Origin of the sequence: Burkholderia sp. AU6039, from assembly GCF_002223365.1 — a bacterium.
In the GTDB taxonomy this organism is placed as follows: Bacteria; Pseudomonadota; Gammaproteobacteria; order Burkholderiales; family Burkholderiaceae; genus Burkholderia.
Genome location: NZ_NKFK01000003.1, coordinates 1,958,333 through 1,975,816, shown reverse-complemented (window position 1 = coordinate 1,975,816; position 17,484 = coordinate 1,958,333). Strand labels below are relative to the sequence as shown.

The 17,484-nt window shown below is 66.4% G+C and carries 19 protein-coding genes and 1 pseudogene; 15 read left to right on the top strand and 5 right to left on the bottom strand.

Annotation, left to right across the window (positions count from 1 at the left end; translation table 11 throughout):
• Nucleotides 1-183: 183 nt before the first annotated feature.
• The 5 genes from CFB39_RS12000 to ftsB all read left to right on the top strand — a co-directional run bounded on the left by CFB39_RS12000 (nt 184) and on the right by ftsB (nt 5,617).
• Complete coding sequence (locus tag CFB39_RS12000; RefSeq protein WP_089473145.1) at nt 184-1,029, top strand: alpha/beta fold hydrolase; 846 nt, start codon at nt 184-186, stop codon at nt 1,027-1,029.
• Nucleotides 1,030-1,210: 181 nt separating this feature from the next.
• Nucleotides 1,211-2,863, top strand: coding sequence for a CTP synthase (locus tag CFB39_RS11995; protein WP_089431257.1), 1,653 nt, complete (start codon nt 1,211-1,213; stop codon nt 2,861-2,863).
• 2 nt (nt 2,864-2,865) lie between these two features.
• Nucleotides 2,866-3,720 carry a 3-deoxy-8-phosphooctulonate synthase gene (kdsA, locus tag CFB39_RS11990; protein ID WP_046546045.1) on the top strand — a complete coding sequence of 285 codons (855 nt, stop codon included), beginning with the start codon at nt 2,866-2,868 and terminating at the stop codon, nt 3,718-3,720.
• Nucleotides 3,721-3,826: 106 nt separating this feature from the next.
• Nucleotides 3,827-5,110 (top strand): phosphopyruvate hydratase, encoded by a 1,284-nt coding sequence (gene eno / locus CFB39_RS11985; RefSeq protein ID WP_011352544.1) that lies wholly within the window; start codon nt 3,827-3,829, stop codon nt 5,108-5,110.
• Between the two features lie 81 nt (nt 5,111-5,191).
• On the top strand, nt 5,192-5,617 hold the full coding sequence (ftsB, locus tag CFB39_RS11980) for a cell division protein FtsB (protein ID WP_046546044.1): 426 nt from the start codon (nt 5,192-5,194) through the stop codon (nt 5,615-5,617).
• Nucleotides 5,618-5,707: 90 nt separating this feature from the next.
• Here ftsB and CFB39_RS11975 read toward each other — a convergent pair whose 3' ends face one another.
• The 3 genes from CFB39_RS11975 to CFB39_RS11965 all read right to left on the bottom strand — a co-directional run bounded on the left by CFB39_RS11975 (nt 5,708) and on the right by CFB39_RS11965 (nt 7,702).
• Nucleotides 5,708-6,067 (bottom strand): hypothetical protein, encoded by a 360-nt coding sequence (locus CFB39_RS11975; RefSeq protein WP_089473144.1) that lies wholly within the window; start codon nt 6,065-6,067, stop codon nt 5,708-5,710.
• 134 nt (nt 6,068-6,201) lie between these two features.
• The gene (gene hslO / locus CFB39_RS11970) at nt 6,202-7,152 is read right to left on the bottom strand and encodes an Hsp33 family molecular chaperone HslO (protein ID WP_089425746.1); all 951 of its coding nucleotides are present in this window, start codon (nt 7,150-7,152) and stop codon (nt 6,202-6,204) included.
• Between the two features lie 25 nt (nt 7,153-7,177).
• Nucleotides 7,178-7,702, bottom strand: a complete 525-nt coding sequence (locus CFB39_RS11965) for a gamma carbonic anhydrase family protein (protein ID WP_071334714.1) — start codon at nt 7,700-7,702, stop codon at nt 7,178-7,180.
• Nucleotides 7,703-7,851: 149 nt separating this feature from the next.
• Here CFB39_RS11965 and CFB39_RS11960 point away from each other — a divergent pair, with 149 nt between their 5' ends.
• From CFB39_RS11960 to CFB39_RS11915, 10 genes are all read left to right on the top strand, one after another.
• A complete protein-coding gene (locus CFB39_RS11960; protein ID WP_089473143.1) occupies nt 7,852-8,709 on the top strand; it encodes a ferritin-like domain-containing protein in 858 nt (285 codons plus the stop codon).
• Nucleotides 8,710-8,888: 179 nt separating this feature from the next.
• Nucleotides 8,889-9,779, top strand: a complete 891-nt coding sequence (locus CFB39_RS11955) for an alpha/beta fold hydrolase (protein ID WP_089473142.1) — start codon at nt 8,889-8,891, stop codon at nt 9,777-9,779.
• 81 nt (nt 9,780-9,860) lie between these two features.
• The gene (locus CFB39_RS11950; RefSeq protein ID WP_179255063.1) at nt 9,861-10,691 is read left to right on the top strand and encodes a 3',5'-nucleoside bisphosphate phosphatase; all 831 of its coding nucleotides are present in this window, start codon (nt 9,861-9,863) and stop codon (nt 10,689-10,691) included.
• 72 nt (nt 10,692-10,763) lie between these two features.
• Nucleotides 10,764-11,396: an L-threonylcarbamoyladenylate synthase gene (locus tag CFB39_RS11945; RefSeq protein ID WP_089473141.1), complete on the top strand. Its 633-nt coding sequence runs from the start codon at nt 10,764-10,766 to the stop codon at nt 11,394-11,396.
• Between the two features lie 49 nt (nt 11,397-11,445).
• On the top strand, nt 11,446-12,108 hold the full coding sequence (locus CFB39_RS11940; RefSeq protein ID WP_069248339.1) for a site-2 protease family protein: 663 nt from the start codon (nt 11,446-11,448) through the stop codon (nt 12,106-12,108).
• Nucleotides 12,109-12,116: 8 nt separating this feature from the next.
• Entirely contained in the window at nt 12,117-13,319 is a 1,203-nt protein-coding gene (locus CFB39_RS11935) for a tryptophan--tRNA ligase (RefSeq protein ID WP_011352534.1), read from the top strand.
• Nucleotides 13,320-13,327: 8 nt separating this feature from the next.
• Nucleotides 13,328-13,930: a bifunctional 2-polyprenyl-6-hydroxyphenol methylase/3-demethylubiquinol 3-O-methyltransferase UbiG gene (locus CFB39_RS11930; protein WP_089473140.1), complete on the top strand. Its 603-nt coding sequence runs from the start codon at nt 13,328-13,330 to the stop codon at nt 13,928-13,930.
• 48 nt (nt 13,931-13,978) lie between these two features.
• Nucleotides 13,979-14,884 (top strand): 4-hydroxy-tetrahydrodipicolinate synthase, encoded by a 906-nt coding sequence (dapA, locus tag CFB39_RS11925; RefSeq protein WP_011352532.1) that lies wholly within the window; start codon nt 13,979-13,981, stop codon nt 14,882-14,884.
• Between the two features lie 111 nt (nt 14,885-14,995).
• Nucleotides 14,996-16,141: an outer membrane protein assembly factor BamC gene (gene bamC, locus CFB39_RS11920; protein WP_089425741.1), complete on the top strand. Its 1,146-nt coding sequence runs from the start codon at nt 14,996-14,998 to the stop codon at nt 16,139-16,141.
• Between the two features lie 4 nt (nt 16,142-16,145).
• Complete coding sequence (locus CFB39_RS11915; protein WP_089473139.1) at nt 16,146-16,922, top strand: MBL fold metallo-hydrolase; 777 nt, start codon at nt 16,146-16,148, stop codon at nt 16,920-16,922.
• 113 nt (nt 16,923-17,035) lie between these two features.
• Here CFB39_RS11915 and CFB39_RS11910 read toward each other — a convergent pair whose 3' ends face one another.
• Nucleotides 17,036-17,299, bottom strand: coding sequence for a hypothetical protein (locus tag CFB39_RS11910; RefSeq protein ID WP_021162672.1), 264 nt, complete (start codon nt 17,297-17,299; stop codon nt 17,036-17,038).
• Nucleotides 17,229-17,475: pseudogene (locus CFB39_RS41150) on the bottom strand (hypothetical protein). The gene CFB39_RS11910 and the pseudogene CFB39_RS41150 overlap by 71 nt, the downstream one beginning before the upstream one ends.
• Nucleotides 17,476-17,484: the final 9 nt, after the last annotated feature.

Genomic DNA, 17,484 nt, shown 5'->3' with positions numbered 1-17,484 from the left:
AGCACTCACTCTCGTCGACTGCGAAGCACGGGACCGGAGTAGGCGCTGAAGCGCCAACTCGGGTCGACCGCGAAGCATGGGACCGGAGTAAGCGCTGAAGCGCCAACTCGGGTCGACCGCGAAGCATGGGACCGGAGTAAGTGCTAAAGCACTAACTCCGGTCGACAAAGGAGACATCGGCGTTTGAAGGACATCCTCCACTTCTCGCATGCGAACGGCTTTCCGGCATCGACGTACCGCACGATCTTCGCCGAACTGGCCGACGACTACGAGCTGCGCTACATCGAACGGATCGGCCACGACCGCCGCTACCCGGTGACGCGCGACTGGCCGCATCTCGTCGAGCAACTGCTCGACGACATCGGCAGCCGCTACGAGCGTCCCGTCTGGCTTGTCGGCCATTCGCTCGGCGGCTACCTGTCGCTGATGGCCGCGCTGAAGAAGCCGCAGTGGGTGCGCGGCGTCGTGATGATCGATTCGCCGATCATCGCGGGCTGGCGCGCCGGCGCATTGCGCGCGAGCCAGTGGGCGGGGCTCGACGAGCGGCTGTCGCCGGCCGCCGCGACGCGCAACCGGCGTACGCACTGGGTCAGCCGTGACGAAGTCTGGCGGCACTTCCGCGAAAAGCCGGCGTTCGCCCGCTGGGACGAACGGATGCTGGCCGACTACATCGACTACGGGATTCCGCAGGTCGGCGCCGACGGCGAGCGCTCGCTCGCGTTCGACCGGCAGGTCGAATACCTGATCTACCGGACGCTGCCGCATACGCTCGGCCCGCGGCTCGCGCACGGCGCGCCGGTGCCGCTCGGCTTTCTCGCCGGTACGCGTTCGCGCGAGGTGCGCCAGGTCGGGCTCGATGCGACACGCCGCGCGGCGCGCGGCCGCGTCGAATGGCTGGAAGGCAGCCACCTGTTTCCGATGGAGCGGCCGCTCGAGACCGCCCGCGCATTGCAGCGGATGCTGAATTCGCTGAAGGCGGCGGAGGGCGATGTGTCGCAGGGCGTCACCCCGCTCGCGAGGCGCGCCTGACGCAGGGTTTGGCGGCCGGGGCGCCGCCTCCGGCACGCGCGGTTTCACCGGCCGGCGGGCGGTTGCGTCCCGGCGCGCACGGCCGGTGCGGGGCGGCGCGAAAGGGCGCGATCATCGAGTCAATTGCTGAGAGAAGGGCGGGCTTTACGGTATAATCCGTTTTTCCCGCGAGCATCCAGCGATGACCAAATATGTTTTCGTCACCGGCGGCGTAGTTTCTTCCCTTGGCAAGGGTATTGCCGCCGCTTCCCTCGCCGCGATCCTTGAATCGCGCGGTCTGAAAGTCACCCTCCTCAAACTCGATCCGTACATCAACGTCGACCCCGGCACGATGAGCCCGTTCCAGCACGGCGAAGTGTTCGTGACGGAAGACGGAGCGGAGACCGACCTCGACCTCGGCCACTACGAGCGCTTCATCAGCACGAAGATGCGCAAGGCCAACAACTTCACGACCGGCCAGATCTACGAATCGGTGATCCGCAAGGAGCGCCGCGGCGACTATCTCGGCAAGACCGTGCAGGTCATTCCGCACATCACGAACGAAATCCAGGCGTTCATCGAGCGCGGGGCCGCGTCGGCCACCTGCGGTGAGCCGGATGTCGCGATCGTCGAGATCGGCGGCACGGTCGGCGACATCGAATCGCTGCCGTTCCTCGAAGCCGCGCGCCAGATGAGCCTGCGCCTCGGCCGCAACAGCGCGTGCTTCGTGCACCTGACGCTGGTGCCGTACGTCGCGACGGCCGGCGAGCTGAAGACGAAGCCGACCCAGCACAGCGTGCAGAAGCTGCGCGAGATCGGCATCCTGCCGCACGTGCTGCTGTGCCGTGCGGACCGCCGCATTCCGGACGACGAATCGAAGAAGATCTCGATGTTCTCGAACGTGCCGGAAGACGCCGTGATCTCGGTGTGGGACGCCGACAGCATCTACAAGATTCCGCAGATGCTGCACGACCAGGGCCTCGACCGCATCATCTGCGAGGAACTGAAGCTGTCGCCGAAGGACGCGGACCTGACCATGTGGTCGGAGCTGGTCGAGAAGCTCGAGAACCCGAAGCACGAAGTGACGATCGGCATGGTCGGCAAGTACGTCGACCTGACCGAGTCGTACAAGTCGCTGATCGAGGCGCTGCGCCACGCATCGCTGCACACGTCGACCAAGGTCAACATCGAATACATCGACTCGGAAGAGATCGAGACGAACGGTGTCGACAGCCTGAAGCATCTCGACGCCGTGCTGGTGCCGGGCGGTTTCGGCCGTCGCGGCACGGAAGGCAAGATCGCGGCGATCCGCTATGCGCGTGAAGCCAAGGTGCCGTATCTCGGCATCTGCCTCGGCATGCAGCTCGCGGTGATCGAATTCGCGCGCGACGTCGTCGGCCTGAAGCAGGCGAACAGCACGGAATTCGAGCCGGACACGCCGGAACGCGTGGTCGCGCTGATCACCGAGTGGTACGACCGCGACGGCAAGGTCGAGACGCGCACCGAGGAGTCCGATCTCGGCGGCACGATGCGCCTGGGTTCGCAGCGCTGCCCGATCAAGCCGGGCACGATGGCGGAAGAGATCTATGGCAAGGACGTGAACGAGCGCCATCGCCACCGTTATGAAGTCAATAACCGCTTCGTGCCCCAGCTCGAAGCCGGCGGCCTTATCATCAGCGCCCGTACCCCGAGCGAGGATCTGCCGGAAATGATGGAACTGCCGCGTTCGATGCACCCGTGGTTCGTCGGCGTCCAGTTCCACCCGGAATTCACGTCCACGCCGCGTGACGGTCACCCCCTCTTCAAGTCGTTCGTCGAAGCTGCGCTTGCCAACAAGCAAGCGCGCGGAGTGTAAGCATGAAGCTGTGCGATTTCGAGGTCGGTCTCGACAAGCCTTTCTTCCTGATCGCGGGTACCTGCGTCGTCGAATCGGAGCAAATGACGATCGACACGGCGGGCCGCCTGAAGGAGATCTGCGCGAAGCTGAACATTCCGTTCATCTACAAGTCGTCCTACGACAAGGCGAACCGCAGCTCGGGCAAGTCGTTCCGTGGCCTCGGAATGGACGAGGGCCTGCGGATCCTGTCCGAGGTGAAGCGCCAGCTCGGCCTGCCGGTGCTGACCGACGTGCATTCGATCGAAGAGATCGAGCAGGTCGCGTCGGTCGTCGACGTGCTGCAGACGCCGGCGTTCCTGTGCCGCCAGACCGATTTCATCCATGCGTGCGCGCGCTCGGGCAAGCCCGTCAACATCAAGAAGGGCCAGTTCCTCGCGCCGCACGACATGAAGAACGTGATCGACAAGGCGCGCGAAGCGGCCCGTGAAGCGGGGCTGTCGGAAGACCGTTTCATGGCGTGCGAGCGCGGTGTCTCGTTCGGCTACAACAATCTGGTGTCGGACATGCGTTCGCTCGCGATCATGCGCGAGACGAGCGCCCCGGTCGTGTTCGATGCGACCCACTCGGTGCAGCTGCCGGGCGGGCAGGGCACGAGCTCGGGCGGCCAGCGCGAATTCGTGCCGGTGCTCGCGCGTGCGGCGGTCGCGACGGGCGTCGCGGGCCTGTTCATGGAGACGCACCCGAATCCGGCCGAAGCAAAGTCGGATGGCCCGAACGCGGTGCCGCTGAACCGGATGAGTGCGCTGCTGGAGACCCTCGTCACGCTCGACCAGGCGGTGAAGCGCAATCCGTTCCTGGAAAACGATTTCAATTAAAGATCGAATGAACCTTGCGACGGCTTCGCGCGTCAGTAGCGAAAGCGGTTCAGGCGCGCGCGCCGTCGCAGTTTGAAGAATCCATCGTCATTCTCAGAGGAAACCCATGAGTGCAATCGTAGATATCATCGGCCGCGAGATTCTGGATTCGCGCGGCAACCCCACCGTCGAATGCGACGTGCTGCTCGAATCGGGCACGATGGGCCGCGCGGCGGTGCCGTCGGGCGCGTCCACCGGCTCGCGTGAAGCGATCGAACTGCGCGACGGCGAAGCCGGCCGCTACAACGGCAAGGGCGTGCTGAAGGCAGTCGAGCATATCAACACCGAAATCTCCGAAGCCATCATGGGCCTCGACGCGTCGGAACAGGCGTTCCTCGACAAGACGCTGCTCGAGCTGGACGGTACCGACAACAAGTCGCGTCTCGGCGCGAACGCGATGCTGGCCGTGTCGATGGCCGTCGCGAAGGCAGCCGCCGAAGAGGCCGGCCTGCCGCTGTACCGCTATTTCGGCGGTTCGGGCGCGATGCAACTGCCGGTGCCGATGATGAACATCGTCAACGGCGGCGCGCACGCGAACAACAGCCTCGACATCCAGGAATTCATGATCGTCCCGGTGAGCCAGCCGACGTTCCGTGAAGCCCTGCGTTGCGGCGCGGAAGTGTTCCACGCACTGAAGAAGATCCTGAGCGACCGCGGCATGAGCACGGCAGTCGGCGACGAAGGCGGCTTCGCGCCGAACTTCGGCAGCAACGACGAGTGCCTGTCGACGATCCTGCAGGCGATCGAGAAGGCCGGCTACCGTGCCGGTGAAGACGTGCTGCTCGCGCTCGACTGCGCGGCATCCGAGTTCTACCACGACGGCAAGTACCAGCTCGCGGGCGAAGGCCTGCAACTGTCGTCGGCCGAATTCACCGACTACCTCGCGACGCTCGCCGACAAGTTCCCGATCGTGTCGATCGAGGACGGCATGCACGAAAGCGACTGGGAAGGCTGGAAGCTGCTGACCGATCGCCTCGGCAAGAAGGTGCAGCTGGTCGGCGACGACCTGTTCGTCACGAACACGCGCATCCTGAAGGAAGGCATCGAGAAGGGCATCGCGAACTCGATCCTCATCAAGATCAACCAGATCGGTACGCTGACCGAAACGTTCGCGGCAATCGAAATGGCGAAGCGCGCGGGCTACACGGCCGTGATCTCGCACCGCTCGGGCGAAACGGAAGATTCGACGATCGCGGACATCGCGGTCGGCCTGAACGCCGGTCAGATCAAGACGGGTTCGCTGTCGCGCAGCGACCGCATCTCGAAGTACAACCAGCTGCTGCGCATCGAGGAAGATCTCGGCGACATCGCAAGCTACCCGGGTAAATCGGCTTTCTATAACCTGCGCTAACGCGCTACTATCGGGTTCGTCATATCGACGCCGCTCTGTGCATGTGCGCGGAGCGGCGCTTCTTATATCTGCGGTTCTTACATGCGGCTTGTCACTGTCGTCCTGATTGCCTTGCTGGCGCTCATTCAGTACCCCCTATGGTGGGGACACGGCGGCTGGCTGCGGGTGCATGAATTGCGTCAGCAGCTCGACGACCAGCTCCAGAAGAACGCGGACGAGAAGCTGCGCAACGAGCGCACCGCAGGCGAAGTACAGGATCTGCAGGGCGGCACCGCGGCCATCGAGGAGCGCGCGCGCTACGAGATGGGCATGGTGAAGGACGGCGAGGTATTCGTGCAGTTCGTGTCGCCGAATGCGCCTGCCGTCCCGCTGAACAACACGCCGTCGAATACATCGACGCGCGGCGCCGTCTCCGCGGCACCGGTGCGTGTCGTGCCGAATCCGCAGTCGATCGCGAAGCCGTCGCGGCATCATGGCGGCGACAAGGGCAAGGCCGCGCATCACTGATGCACGATTGCTCGAACCCATTGAAAAAGCGCGGGAAATGCCGCGCTTTTTTATTTCCTGCCGGTAGTCAATTGGCTGAGCGATGCACGCTCACCACCACCATCCCGGGTAGCCGTAGCTGATGCCCGAGCCCCAGCGATTGCCCCATCCGCCGTAATACCCGCCGTAGACCGTCACCGGCGGCGGCGAGTAATAGGCCCATGCGCGCGCGGCGGCCTCGGCTGCCATCGCGCTGTTCTGTTCGCGCAGCACCTGCTGGTCGATCTCGTCATAGCGCTTGCGTTCGGCGCTCGACAGCGCGGGCGGCTGGCCGCCCGATGCACCGGGTTCGGGCAGGCGGCTCAGGATCGTGGAAGTCGGCGGCGGCATCGCGCAGCCGGCCAGCGCGAGCGTGCCGGCGGCAACGCTCGTCAGGACGATGGTGCGGAACGGACGATGAAGCGGGCTCATGTGTTTCTCCTGCTGCGCGCCGACGACGGGAAGCGGCTTGCGCCGAAGTGCGTGACCTCGGCGCCGGAGCCTTGCGTGCGACGCTTGTGCGTCATTATGCGCCCGTGCCCGGATGGCGGGCATCGGGCCACTGATCAGTGACGCTGCTCGGTCGCGGGCGCAATGCCCGTCTCGACGCCGGGTGCCGCGAACAGCTGCGCGACATCGACCGGATCGAATTCATAGCGCTGGTTGCAGAACTCGCAATGAATCTCGACATGGCCGCGCTCGACGATCACGCTGTCGACTTCTTCACGGCCGAGCATGCGCAGCATCGCGCCGACCTTCTCGCGCGAGCACGAGCACTGGAAACGCGTGCCGGCCGGTTCGAAGTGCTGCACGTTTTCCTGCCAGAACAGCCGGCGGAACACGACTTCCGGTTCGACCTCGAGCAGTTCCTGCGCGGACAGCGTGCCGCCGAGCGTGCAGACGCGCTCCCACGTATCGGTATCGGTTTCGGCGTTACGCGGCACGATGCCGCCGTCGCCCGGCAGCTTCTGCAGCAGCATGCCGACCGCGCGGTCGCGATCGGCCGCGAGCCACATCCGCGTGTCGAGCTGTTCCGAGTGATGCATGTAATGCTCGAGCACCTGCGAGACGGATTCAAGCGGGCCTTCGACGCCGTTCAGCGGCACGATGCCCTGGTACGGCTGCTGGCCCGGCAGCTTGTCGGCCGGGTCGAGCGTGATCACGCAGCGGCCGTGGCCGCTCGCGTTGACGAGCGACGCGAAGCGCGTGTCGTCGCCGATCGTCTGGGCGGAGTCGCCGGCGAACTTCGCGGTGGCCCGCATCGACAGATCCGAACCGCACTGGACGACCAGCATCTGGACCGGCCCGTCGCCGAAGATCTGCATGATCAGGGTGCCGTTGAATTTCAGGTTCGCGGACAGCAGCGCGCACGCGGCCATCATCTCGCCGAGCACCGTGCGCACCGGGGCAGGGTAGTCGCGGCGGGCGAGCACTTCCTGCCACGTATTGCGCAGCGAAACGATCTCGCCGCGCACGGGCGCCGCATTGAACATGAATTTCTGTAACTGGTCGCTCACTCTTCTTCCTTGAAATCCGTGCGAATCACCCGATCCGCACGAGTTGCTCCTTGAAATGCGCACGCCGCTCGACGTATGTCTTCGCGTTCGTGCGCAGCCGCGCAATGTCTTCCGCCGACAGCTCGCGCACGACTTTCGCCGGTGCGCCGAGAATCAGCGAGTTGTCCGGGAACGTCTTGCCTTCCGTCACGACCGCGCCGGCACCAACCAGACAGTTGCGGCCGATTACCGCGCCATTCAAGACCACCGCCTGGATACCGACCAGCGAACCCTCGCCGATCGTGCAGCCGTGCAGCATGGCCTGGTGCCCGATCGTCACGTTTTCGGCAATCGTCAGCGGAAAGCCGGGGTCCGTGTGCAGGACCGCGCCTTCCTGGACGTTGCTGCCAGCGCCGACGGTGATCGTCTCGTTGTCGCCGCGAATCGTCGCGCCGAACCAGACGCTCGCGTTCTCCTCGAGCACGACCTTGCCGATGATGGCCGCCGTATCGGCGACGAATACGCTTTCGTGGATCGTCGGGGCCGTATCGCCCAGCTTGTAGATCGTCACGGAGTCTCCTTGTCTCTTCGATAATGGGCGCCGGTAGAATGGCGCGTCTGGTTTGCCCGGCGCATGCGCATTGCGCCGCGGAACAATCGCCTATTGTAAACCGTCGCGTGCGTGCGCTCCCGCGATGCGCACGCAGGGTGTCCCCGTTTATGAGCATGGAGTCTTCTTCTTTCGGCAATGCGTCTGCCTGTGTGCGCCGCACCGCGCTTGCCGCGCTGCGTGACGCCGAACCCGTGGCGAAGGCCGCCCAGGTGCGCGCGCTCTACGATGCGCTGCGGGCCGGGCAGGGGGCGATCGCGCCGTCGCTCGAATTGCCCGAGCCGGCCGATCTGCCCGGCCGGCCGGCGCGCCCGCCGCTCGTCGAGCCGCGCCAGCTCGAGCGACGCAGCATGCGTTCGCCCGAAGGGCGCGCGGTGCTGCTGCACGCGCTTGCCCATATCGAGTTCAATGCGATCAACCTGGCCCTCGACGCGGTCTGGCGCTTCGCGGGCCTGCCGGCTCCGTTCTATGCGGACTGGCTGAAGGTGGCGGCCGAGGAGGCCTATCACTTCACGCTGCTGTCCGAGCGCCTGGCGGCGTTCGGGCATGCGTACGGCGATTTTCCCGCGCACAACGGCCTGTGGGAGATGTGCGAGCGGACCAAGGGCGACGTGCTGGCGCGCATGGCACTCGTGCCGCGCACGCTCGAGGCCCGCGGGCTCGACGCATCGCCGCCGATCCGCGCGCGGCTCGTGCAGGCGGGCGACGATGCGTCGGCCGCGATCCTCGATGTGATCCTGCGCGACGAAATCGGCCATGTCGCGATCGGCAACCGCTGGTTCCGGCATCTGTGCGACGAAGCCGGCCGCGATCCGGTGCCCACCTACCGGCAGCTCGCCGAGCAATACCACGCGCCGCGGCTGCGCGGCCCGTTCAATTTCGATGCGCGCCGCGATGCCGGATTCGAGCAGGCCGAACTCGACGAACTGGCCGCGCAGGACGTGGCGGACGGCAACGCGCCACGCTAGCCGGCGCGCGTTCGGCCGCGCTTCGACGTGCCGCCCGCCGTCCCGGGGGCCCGGGACATGGTGCTTCACCGCGGCCCTGGGCTTACGCGCGCCGCTAGAGCGGCACCTCGATTGCCAGACGCCGGAAAGAGTGCGGCGCCGCTATAATCGAACGATCATTCTTTTTTCTGGCGGCTGCAATGAGTGCATCGAGTTCTGTTTCCGATTTCGTCACGGTGCGCGGCGTCCAGCTGCATGTCCGGCGCTGGGGCCGGCCCGATGCGCCGACGCTGTTCATGCTGCATGGCTGGATGGACGTCTCGGCATCGTTCCAGTTCGTTGTCGATGCGCTCGCGGGCGACTGGCAGGTGATCGCGCCCGATGCGCGCGGTTTCGGGCTGTCCGGCTGGCCGGTCGCGCGGCAGGGCGGCGGTCATTACTGGTTCCACGAGTACCTGGGCGACCTCGATGCGCTCGTCGACCACTATGCGCCGGCCGGCGAAGTCAACCTGGTCGGGCACAGCATGGGCGCGAACGTCGTGTGCCTGTATGCCGGCGCGCGGCCGGAGCGCGTGCGGCGCGTGGTCGATCTCGAGGGTTTCGGGCTGGCGCCCGCGCGGGCCGAGCAAGCGCCGCGCCGGTTGCGCGGCTGGCTGGACGAGTTGCGCGAACCGCCCGTGCTGCGCCCTTACGCGTCCCTCGACGACGTGGCGGCGCGCCTGATCAAGACCAATCCGCGGCTCGACCCGCGCCGTGCGGCGTTCCTCGCCGCGCACTGGTCGAAGCGCGGCGACGACGGCCAGTACCACCTGCTGGCCGACCCCGCGCACAAGATGCCGGGCCCGCAGCTGTACCGGCTCGACGAAGTGATGGCCACCTGGGCGCAGGTGCGCGCGAAGGTGCTGCACGTCGAAGCCGTCAATTCGCCGACGCTGGCCCACATCGCCGGTGACATCCCGTTGCCGGAATTCAAGGCGCGCTTCAACGCGTTCCCCGACTGGCGCGAGAAGCTCGTCGAGGACGCCGGACACATGGTGCATCACGACCAGCCCGAGCAGATCGCGGCGCTGATCGAGGCGTTCTGCGCGTAAGCGCGCGGCGGCAGCGGCGGGGCACGCGGGCGGCGCATTGCCGCGTTGCAGTAGAATGAAGCCTTACCTGCCATGCCGACAATGAACGCCGATCTCCACTGCCATTCGAATGTTTCCGACGGGTTGCTGCCGCCTGCCGACGTCGCGCGCCGCGCTCATGCCGGCGGCGTGACCCTGTGGGCGCTGACCGACCACGACGAGATCGGCGGCCAGGCAGCGGCGCGCAGCGAAGCGGAAGCGCTCGGCATGCGCTACCTGAGCGGCGTCGAGATTTCGGTCACGTGGGCGTCGCGCACCGTGCACATCGTCGGCCTGAATGTCGATCCCGCGAATCCGGTGCTGGTCGACGGCCTGTACCGCACGCGCCACGGCCGCGCGGCGCGCGCGGTGGCGATCGGCGAGCAGCTCGCCACGCTCGGCATTCCCGGTGCGTACGACGGCGCGTTGAAGTATGTGTCGAATCCCGACCTGATCTCGCGCACGCACTTCGCCCGCTTCCTCGTTGAAAACGGTCACGCCACGTCGACATCCGATGTGTTCGATCGGCTGCTCGGCGACGGCAAGCCCGGATTCGTCCCGCACCGCTGGGCGACGCTGCCCGACGCCGTTGCGTGGATTCGCGCGGCCGGCGGCGAAGCGGTGGTCGCGCATCCGGGCCGCTATCGCTATACGCCCGTCGAATTCGACGCGTTCTTCGGCGAGTTCATCGATCTGGGCGGCCGCGCGATCGAGGTCGTCACGGGCAGCCACACACCCGACCAGTACCGCGAATATGCGGACGTCGCACGCCGCTTCGGCTTCGAAGCGTCGCGCGGCTCGGATTTCCATGCGCCAGGCGAGGGCCGTGTCGAGCTCGGCAGCCTGCCGCCGTTGCCGCCCGACCTGACACCGGTCTGGGAGCGCTGGCTCTGACACCGGGCGGCGGCCTGCCACCTGCGTTGCTGCCGGCCGCGCGCATCCGATTTCTCCCCCTTTACGCCCCCCATGTCCCAGTTCTTCAGGATTCACCCGGATAATCCGCAGCCGCGCCTGATCAAGCAGGCCGTGGAAATCGTCAGCAAGGGCGGCGTGATCGCGATGCCGACCGATTCGAGCTATGCGCTCGCGTGCCATCTCGACGACAAGGACGCGGTCGAGCGCGTGCGCCGGATTCGCGGCCTCGACGAGAAGCAGCACCTGTCGCTGCTCGTGCGCGACCTGTCGGAGCTTGCCAACTTCGCGATGGTCGACAACCGCCAGTACCGGCAGATCAAGTCGGTGACGCCGGGCCCGTACGTCTTCATCCTGCAGGCGACGAAGGAAGTGCCGCGCCGGCTGTCGCACCCGTCGCGCAAGACGATCGGCCTGCGCGTGCCCGATCACGCGATCACGCTCGCGTTGCTCGAATCGCTCGGCCAGCCGCTGCTCGGCACGACGCTGATCCTGCCGCCGGACGACGAGCCGCTGAACGACCCCGACGAAATCCGCGAGCGGCTCGAGAAGCAGGTCGACCTCGTGATCGACGGTGGCGCGTGCCCGCGCGAGCCGTCGACGGTGATCGACCTGACCGGCGACGAGCCCGAGCTCGTGCGCGCGGGGCGCGGCGCGCTCGAACCGTTCGGACTCTCGGCCGCGTAAGCGCGCCGTTCCATTTTTTGCGCGAGTGCGCTTGTTACAATAACGCGATATGGATGCTTCCCTGATACAGACCATCGCCGTCTACGCGCTGCCCGTGATCTTCGCGATCACGCTGCACGAGGCCGCGCATGGCTACGCCGCCCGCCTGCTCGGCGACAACACTGCCTACATGATGGGGCGCGTGTCGTTCAACCCGATGCGTCACATCGATCCGCTCGGCACGATCGCGATCCCGCTCGCGATGTATTTCCTGACGGGCGGCGCGTTCCTGTTCGGCTATGCGAAGCCGGTGCCGGTGTCGTTCGGCAACCTGCGCGATCCGCGCTGGGGCAGCCTGTGGGTATCGCTCGCGGGCCCGGCCTGCAACTTCGTGCAGGCGCTGATCTGGGGCGTGCTGACCCTCGTGCTGCCCGCCGTCGGCGTCGACGAGCCGTTCTTCACGCGGATGGCGTTTGCCGGCGTCAGCGCGAACCTCGTGCTCGGCGTGCTGAACCTGTTTCCGTTGCCGCCGCTCGACGGCGGCCGCATCCTGGCGGCGCTGCTGCCGACGAAGCAATCGATCGCGCTGTCGCGCATCGAGCCGTACGGTTTCATCATCGTCCTCGTGCTGGTCGCGACGGGCGTGCTGACGAACTTCTGGCTGCGCCCGCTCGTCAACGTCGGCTATGCCGTCCTGAGCGCCATCCTGTCCCCATTCGCCTCGCTTCTCTAACGACAATCATGTTCCCTGAACGTATTTTCTCCGGCATGCGACCCACCGGGTCGCTGCACCTCGGTCACTACCACGGCGTGCTGAAAAACTGGGTGAAGCTGCAGTCCGAGTACCCGTGCTTCTTCTGCGTCGTCGACTGGCATGCGCTGACGACGCACTACGAGACTCCCGAGGTCATCGAGAAGAACGTGTGGGACGTGCTGATCGACTGGCTCGCATCCGGCATCGATCCGGCGCAGGCCACGCTGTTCATCCAGAGCAAGGTGCCGGAGCACGCCGAACTCGCGCTGCTGCTCGGCATGAGCACGCCGCTCGGCTGGCTCGAACGCGTGCCGACCTACAAGGAGCAGATGGAGAAGCTGAAGGACAAGGATCTGTCGACCTACGGCTTCCTCGGCTATCCGGTGCTGATGGCGGCCGACATCCTGCTGTATCGCGGCTCGCTCGTGCCGGTCGGTGAAGACCAGGTGCCGCACGTCGAGATGACGCGCGAGATCGCGCGCCGCTTCAACTACCTGTACGGCCGCGAGCCGGGTTTCGAGGAGAAGGCGCTCGATGCCGCGAAGAAGCTCGGCGGCAAGCGCGCGAAGCTCTATCACGAGCTGCGCAACGCGTATCAGCAGGAGGGCGACGACGAGGCGCTCGAACAGGCGCGCGCGATGCTGCAGGAATCGCAGAGCCTGTCGATGAGCGACCGCGAGCGCCTGTTCGGCTATCTCGAAGGCGCGCGCAAGATCATCCTGGTCGAGCCGCAGGCGCTGCTGACCGAAGCATCGCGGATGCCGGGCCTCGACGGGCAGAAGATGTCCAAGTCGTACGGCAACACGATCGGCCTGCGGGAAGACGCCGAGACGATCACGAAGAAGGTCCGCACGATGCCGACCGATCCCGCGCGCGTGCGCCGCACCGATCCGGGCGATCCCGACAAGTGCCCGGTGTGGCAGCTGCATCAGGTCTATACGGACGAAGCGACGCACGACTGGGTGCAGAAGGGTTGCCGCTCGGCGGGCATCGGCTGCCTCGACTGCAAGCAGCCGGTCGTCGAAGGCATCCTGCGCGAACAGCAGCCGATGCTCGAGCGCGCGCAGAAGTACATGGACGACCCGTCGCTGCTGCGCGCGATCGTCGCGGACGGTTGCGACAAGGCGCGCAAGTACGCGACCGAAACGATGCGCGACGTGCGTGACGCGATGGGCCTGTCGTACAACTGATCGGCCGCATGAGCGCATCCGTCATTGCCGCCGCGGGCGGCCACGTCGCCCAGGCCGAGCCGTCGCGCTGGGTCGCGCAATGGTCGCGGCTCGTGTCGCCGGGCGGCGCGGTGCTGGATGTCGCCGCGGGCGGCGGCCGCCATGCGCGCTGGTTCGCGTCGCACGGCCATCCGGTCGTCGCACTCGACCGCGACCCGGCCGCGCTGGCCGCGTTGCGTTCGATTCCGGGCGTCGATGCCCGTGACGCCGATCTCGAAGGCGCGCCGTGGCCGTTGCCGGCCGGCGAGCAGTTTGCGGCGGTGGTGGTCACGAATTATCTGCATCGTCCGCTCTGGCCCCATCTGCTCGATGCGGTGGCGCCGGGCGGCGTGCTGATCTACGAAACCTTCGCGCAAGGAAACGAAACGATCGGGAAACCGTCCAACCCCGCGTTCCTGCTCGCCCCGGGCGAGCTGCTGGACGCCGTGCACGGCCGCCTGCGGGTGGTCGCGTACGAGGACGGGTTCGTCGCCGCGCCGCGCGAGGCATTCGTCCAGCGTCTCTGCGCAGTGCGCGAGGGCGCGACCCCGAAGGCGGGGGCGGGAATTCCACGTTACGAACTGCCCGGCTAATCCGCTACAATCTCAATGTTTACCGGTACATAATCTCATTCGCGTTTCATGGCTAACGGCACCCAAGACGGCATTCAAATCCGCGGCAGCATCCCCGCGATCGTCACCCCGATGCTCGAAGACGGCAGTCTCGACCTGCCGGCGTTTCGCAAACTGATCGACTGGCACATCGCGGAAGGCACCGATGCGCTGGTCGTGGTCGGTACGAGCGGCGAGTCGGCAACGCTCAACGTCGAAGAGCACATCCTGATGATCCGCACGGCGGTCGAGCATGCGGCGAAACGCATCCCGATCATCGCGGGCGCGGGCGGCAACTCGACCGCCGAGGCGATCGAGCTGACGAAGCACGCGAAGGCTGTCGGCGCGGACGCGACGCTGCAGGTCGTGCCGTACTACAACAAGCCGACGCAGGAAGGCATGTACCGTCACTTCAAGACGATCGCCGAAGCGGTCGACCTGCCGGTGATCCTGTACAACGTGCCGGGTCGCACGGTCGCCGACATGGCGAACGAGACGACGCTGCGCCTCGCGGAAGTCCCGGGCATCATCGGCGTGAAGGAAGCGACCGGCAACATCGATCGCGCCGCGCACCTGATCAAGGCCGCGCCGAAGCATTTCGCGATCTACAGCGGCGACGATCCGACCGCGATCGCACTGATGCTGCTCGGCGGCCACGGCAACATCTCGGTCACGGCGAACGTCGCACCGCGCGCGATGAGCGACCTGTGCCGCGCGGCGCTGGCCGGCGACGTACAGACGGCTCGCGCGCTGCACATGAAGCTGCTGTCGCTGCACAAGAACCTGTTCATCGAAGCGAACCCGATTCCGGTGAAGTGGGCGCTGCAGGCGATGGGCAAGATGCAGGGCGGCATCCGGCTGCCGCTCACGGCGCTCGACGAGCGCTGCCACGAAGCCGTGCGTTCGGCCCTCGTCGAGGCCGGCGTCCTCGCCTGATGCCGAGGCGGCCGCGTCCTGCGGCCGCCGGCTCGAACCCTGATCAACCCGCACCGGCCGGCTCCGTCCGGCGCCGCTCCTGACGAGCGTTCTAGCAAGACGAAGGATTTCATGAAACGTTTCGCCTTTTCCTCTCGCGCCATCCAGATGTCGGTGATGGCGCTGGCGCTGGGCGCGCTCGCCGGCTGCGATACGCTGAACGACTACCTGGCCCCTGACCGGGTCAACTACAAGAACACCGGTTCGGCGCCGCCGCTCGCGGTGCCGAGCGACCTGAAGCCGGTGCCGACGACGCAGCAGTTCGTCGCGCCGCCGAGCAACGCCGGCCTCGGCACGCTGCCGCCGCGGGTCACGACGCAGGCGGGCAACGCGACCGACGGCATCCCGAGCGCGCAGGATCCGCTCGGCATGCACATCGAGCGCGACGGCGATCGCCGCTGGCTCGTCGTCGATGGCCGCACGCCCGAGCAGCTGTGGCCGATCCTGAAGGAGTTCTGGCAGGAGAACGGCTTCTCGCTGAAGACCGATGCGCCGTCGACGGGCATCATGGCCACCGACTGGGCTGAAAACCGCGCGAACATCCCCGACGACTGGTTCCGCCGTACGATCGGCAAGGTCATCGACTTCGCGTACTCGTCCGGCACGCGCGACCGCTTCCGTACGCTCGTGAACCGCACGTCGGACGGCAACACCGATATCTCGATCACGCACAGCGCGATGGAAGAAATGATGGTCGGCCCGCAGGGCGGCACGTCGTCGCGCTGGGAAGAGCGTCCGCGCAACCCGGTGCTCGAAGCCGTATTCCTGTCGAAGCTGATGCAGAAGTTCGGCCTGACCGATGCGCAGGCGAAGCAACTGCTGACCGATGCCCGTCCCGCGACGGCGCCGGCGCAGGTCAGCGACACGAGCAGCGGCGGGGCGACGCTGCAACTGGCCGAGTCGTTCGATCGCGCATGGCTGCGCGTGGGCCTGGCGCTCGATCGCACCAACTTCGCGGTCGACAATCGTGATCGCGAGAAGGGCGTGTACACCGTGCGCTATGCGAACACGATGGAAGAGCTCAAGCGCGACGGCCTGTTCGGCAAGCTGTTCTATGGCGGTCCGTCGGCCGCGAAGCCGGGCAAGGAGTACCTCGTCAACGTGCGCGCGCAGGGCAACGGCAGCACGCTGGTTGCGGTGGTCGGCGCAAACGGCCAGGTCGACAACTCGTCGGACGCTCAGCGGATCATTTCGCTGCTCCACGCGCAGCTGAACTAAGCGCGTGCGATTCTCCAGCCTCGGAAGCGGCAGCGAAGGCAACGCGCTGGTCGTCGAGGCCTCGAGCGGCACGACGACCACCCGCGTGCTGCTCGACTGCGGCTTTTCCGCCAAGGAGGTCGAGCGCCGGCTCGGCCGACTGAATCTCAGCATCGGCGATCTTGATGCGATTCTCATTACCCACGAACACAGCGACCACGTCGGCAGCGCTTTGACGCTCGCCCGCCGCGGATCGCTGCCGCTCTACATGAGCTGGGGTACCGCGCGCGCGGTCGGCGCGGACGAGGCCGATGTCGATCTCCACGTGCTGTGGGGCGACGAGACGGCCGCGATCCGCGATCTGGCCGTGATGCCCTATACCGTCCCACACGACGCGCGTGAGCCGCTCCAGTTCGTCTTTATGGACGGCGCCAGCCGGCTCGGTGTGCTGACGGACGTCGGGATGGCCACGCCGCACATCACGGCCGTCCTGAGCGGCTGTGACGCGCTGGTGCTCGAATCCAACCACGATACCGCGATGCTGGCCTCGAGCCGCTATCCGCAGTCGCTGAAGGCGCGTATCGGCGGCAACCACGGCCACCTGAGCAATGACGCGGCAGCGGACATCCTCGCGTCGCTGGAGCGCAGCCGCCTCAAGCACCTGGTCGCGGCGCACCTGAGCCAGCAGAACAACCTGCCGGAACTGGTCCGCCAGGCGTTTGGCGGTGTACTGGGGACGAGCGGGGACGACGTGGTCGTGGCCACGCAGGATGCGGGCTTCGACTGGCTGGCGCTCGGATGAGCGGGGCAGGGCCGCCGCGGCGGCCCGGTGCGACTGCCGTGCGATAGACGCAGAAACGACAGACGTAAAAAAACCGGCCCTCGGGCCGGTTTTTTTTCAGCTGACGCTGAGGCTTACTGGCTTGCGCCCGAAGCCGGAGCAGCCGTCGCTGCCGAAGCAGCCGACGCCACTGCAGCAGCAGCGTCGCTCGCAGCAGCCGTTGCCGACGAAGCAGCAGCCGAAGCGTCGCTCGCAGCACCAGCAACTGCCGAAGCAGCCGACGAAGCAGCAGCAGCCGCGTCGCTTGCAGCCGACGAAGCAGCTTGATCAGCGCTCTTGTTGCAAGCAGCCAGTGCAACAGCAGCCAACAGGGAAGCTACGAGGAGGGATTTCTTCATGATCACGTCCTTTTATGGTTAAAGGTAAGCAACAGCGCGAAACAATACCGGTAATGTGCTCCAACACCGACCTGGGCCGCTGGTGGAGATGCACTTCTTAGAGCGTGAATCTTCCCTACGGCTTGGGCGGAAATTATATGCACTTTCCTATCGACCGTCGACAAATGCGGGGTCAATACGTTGTC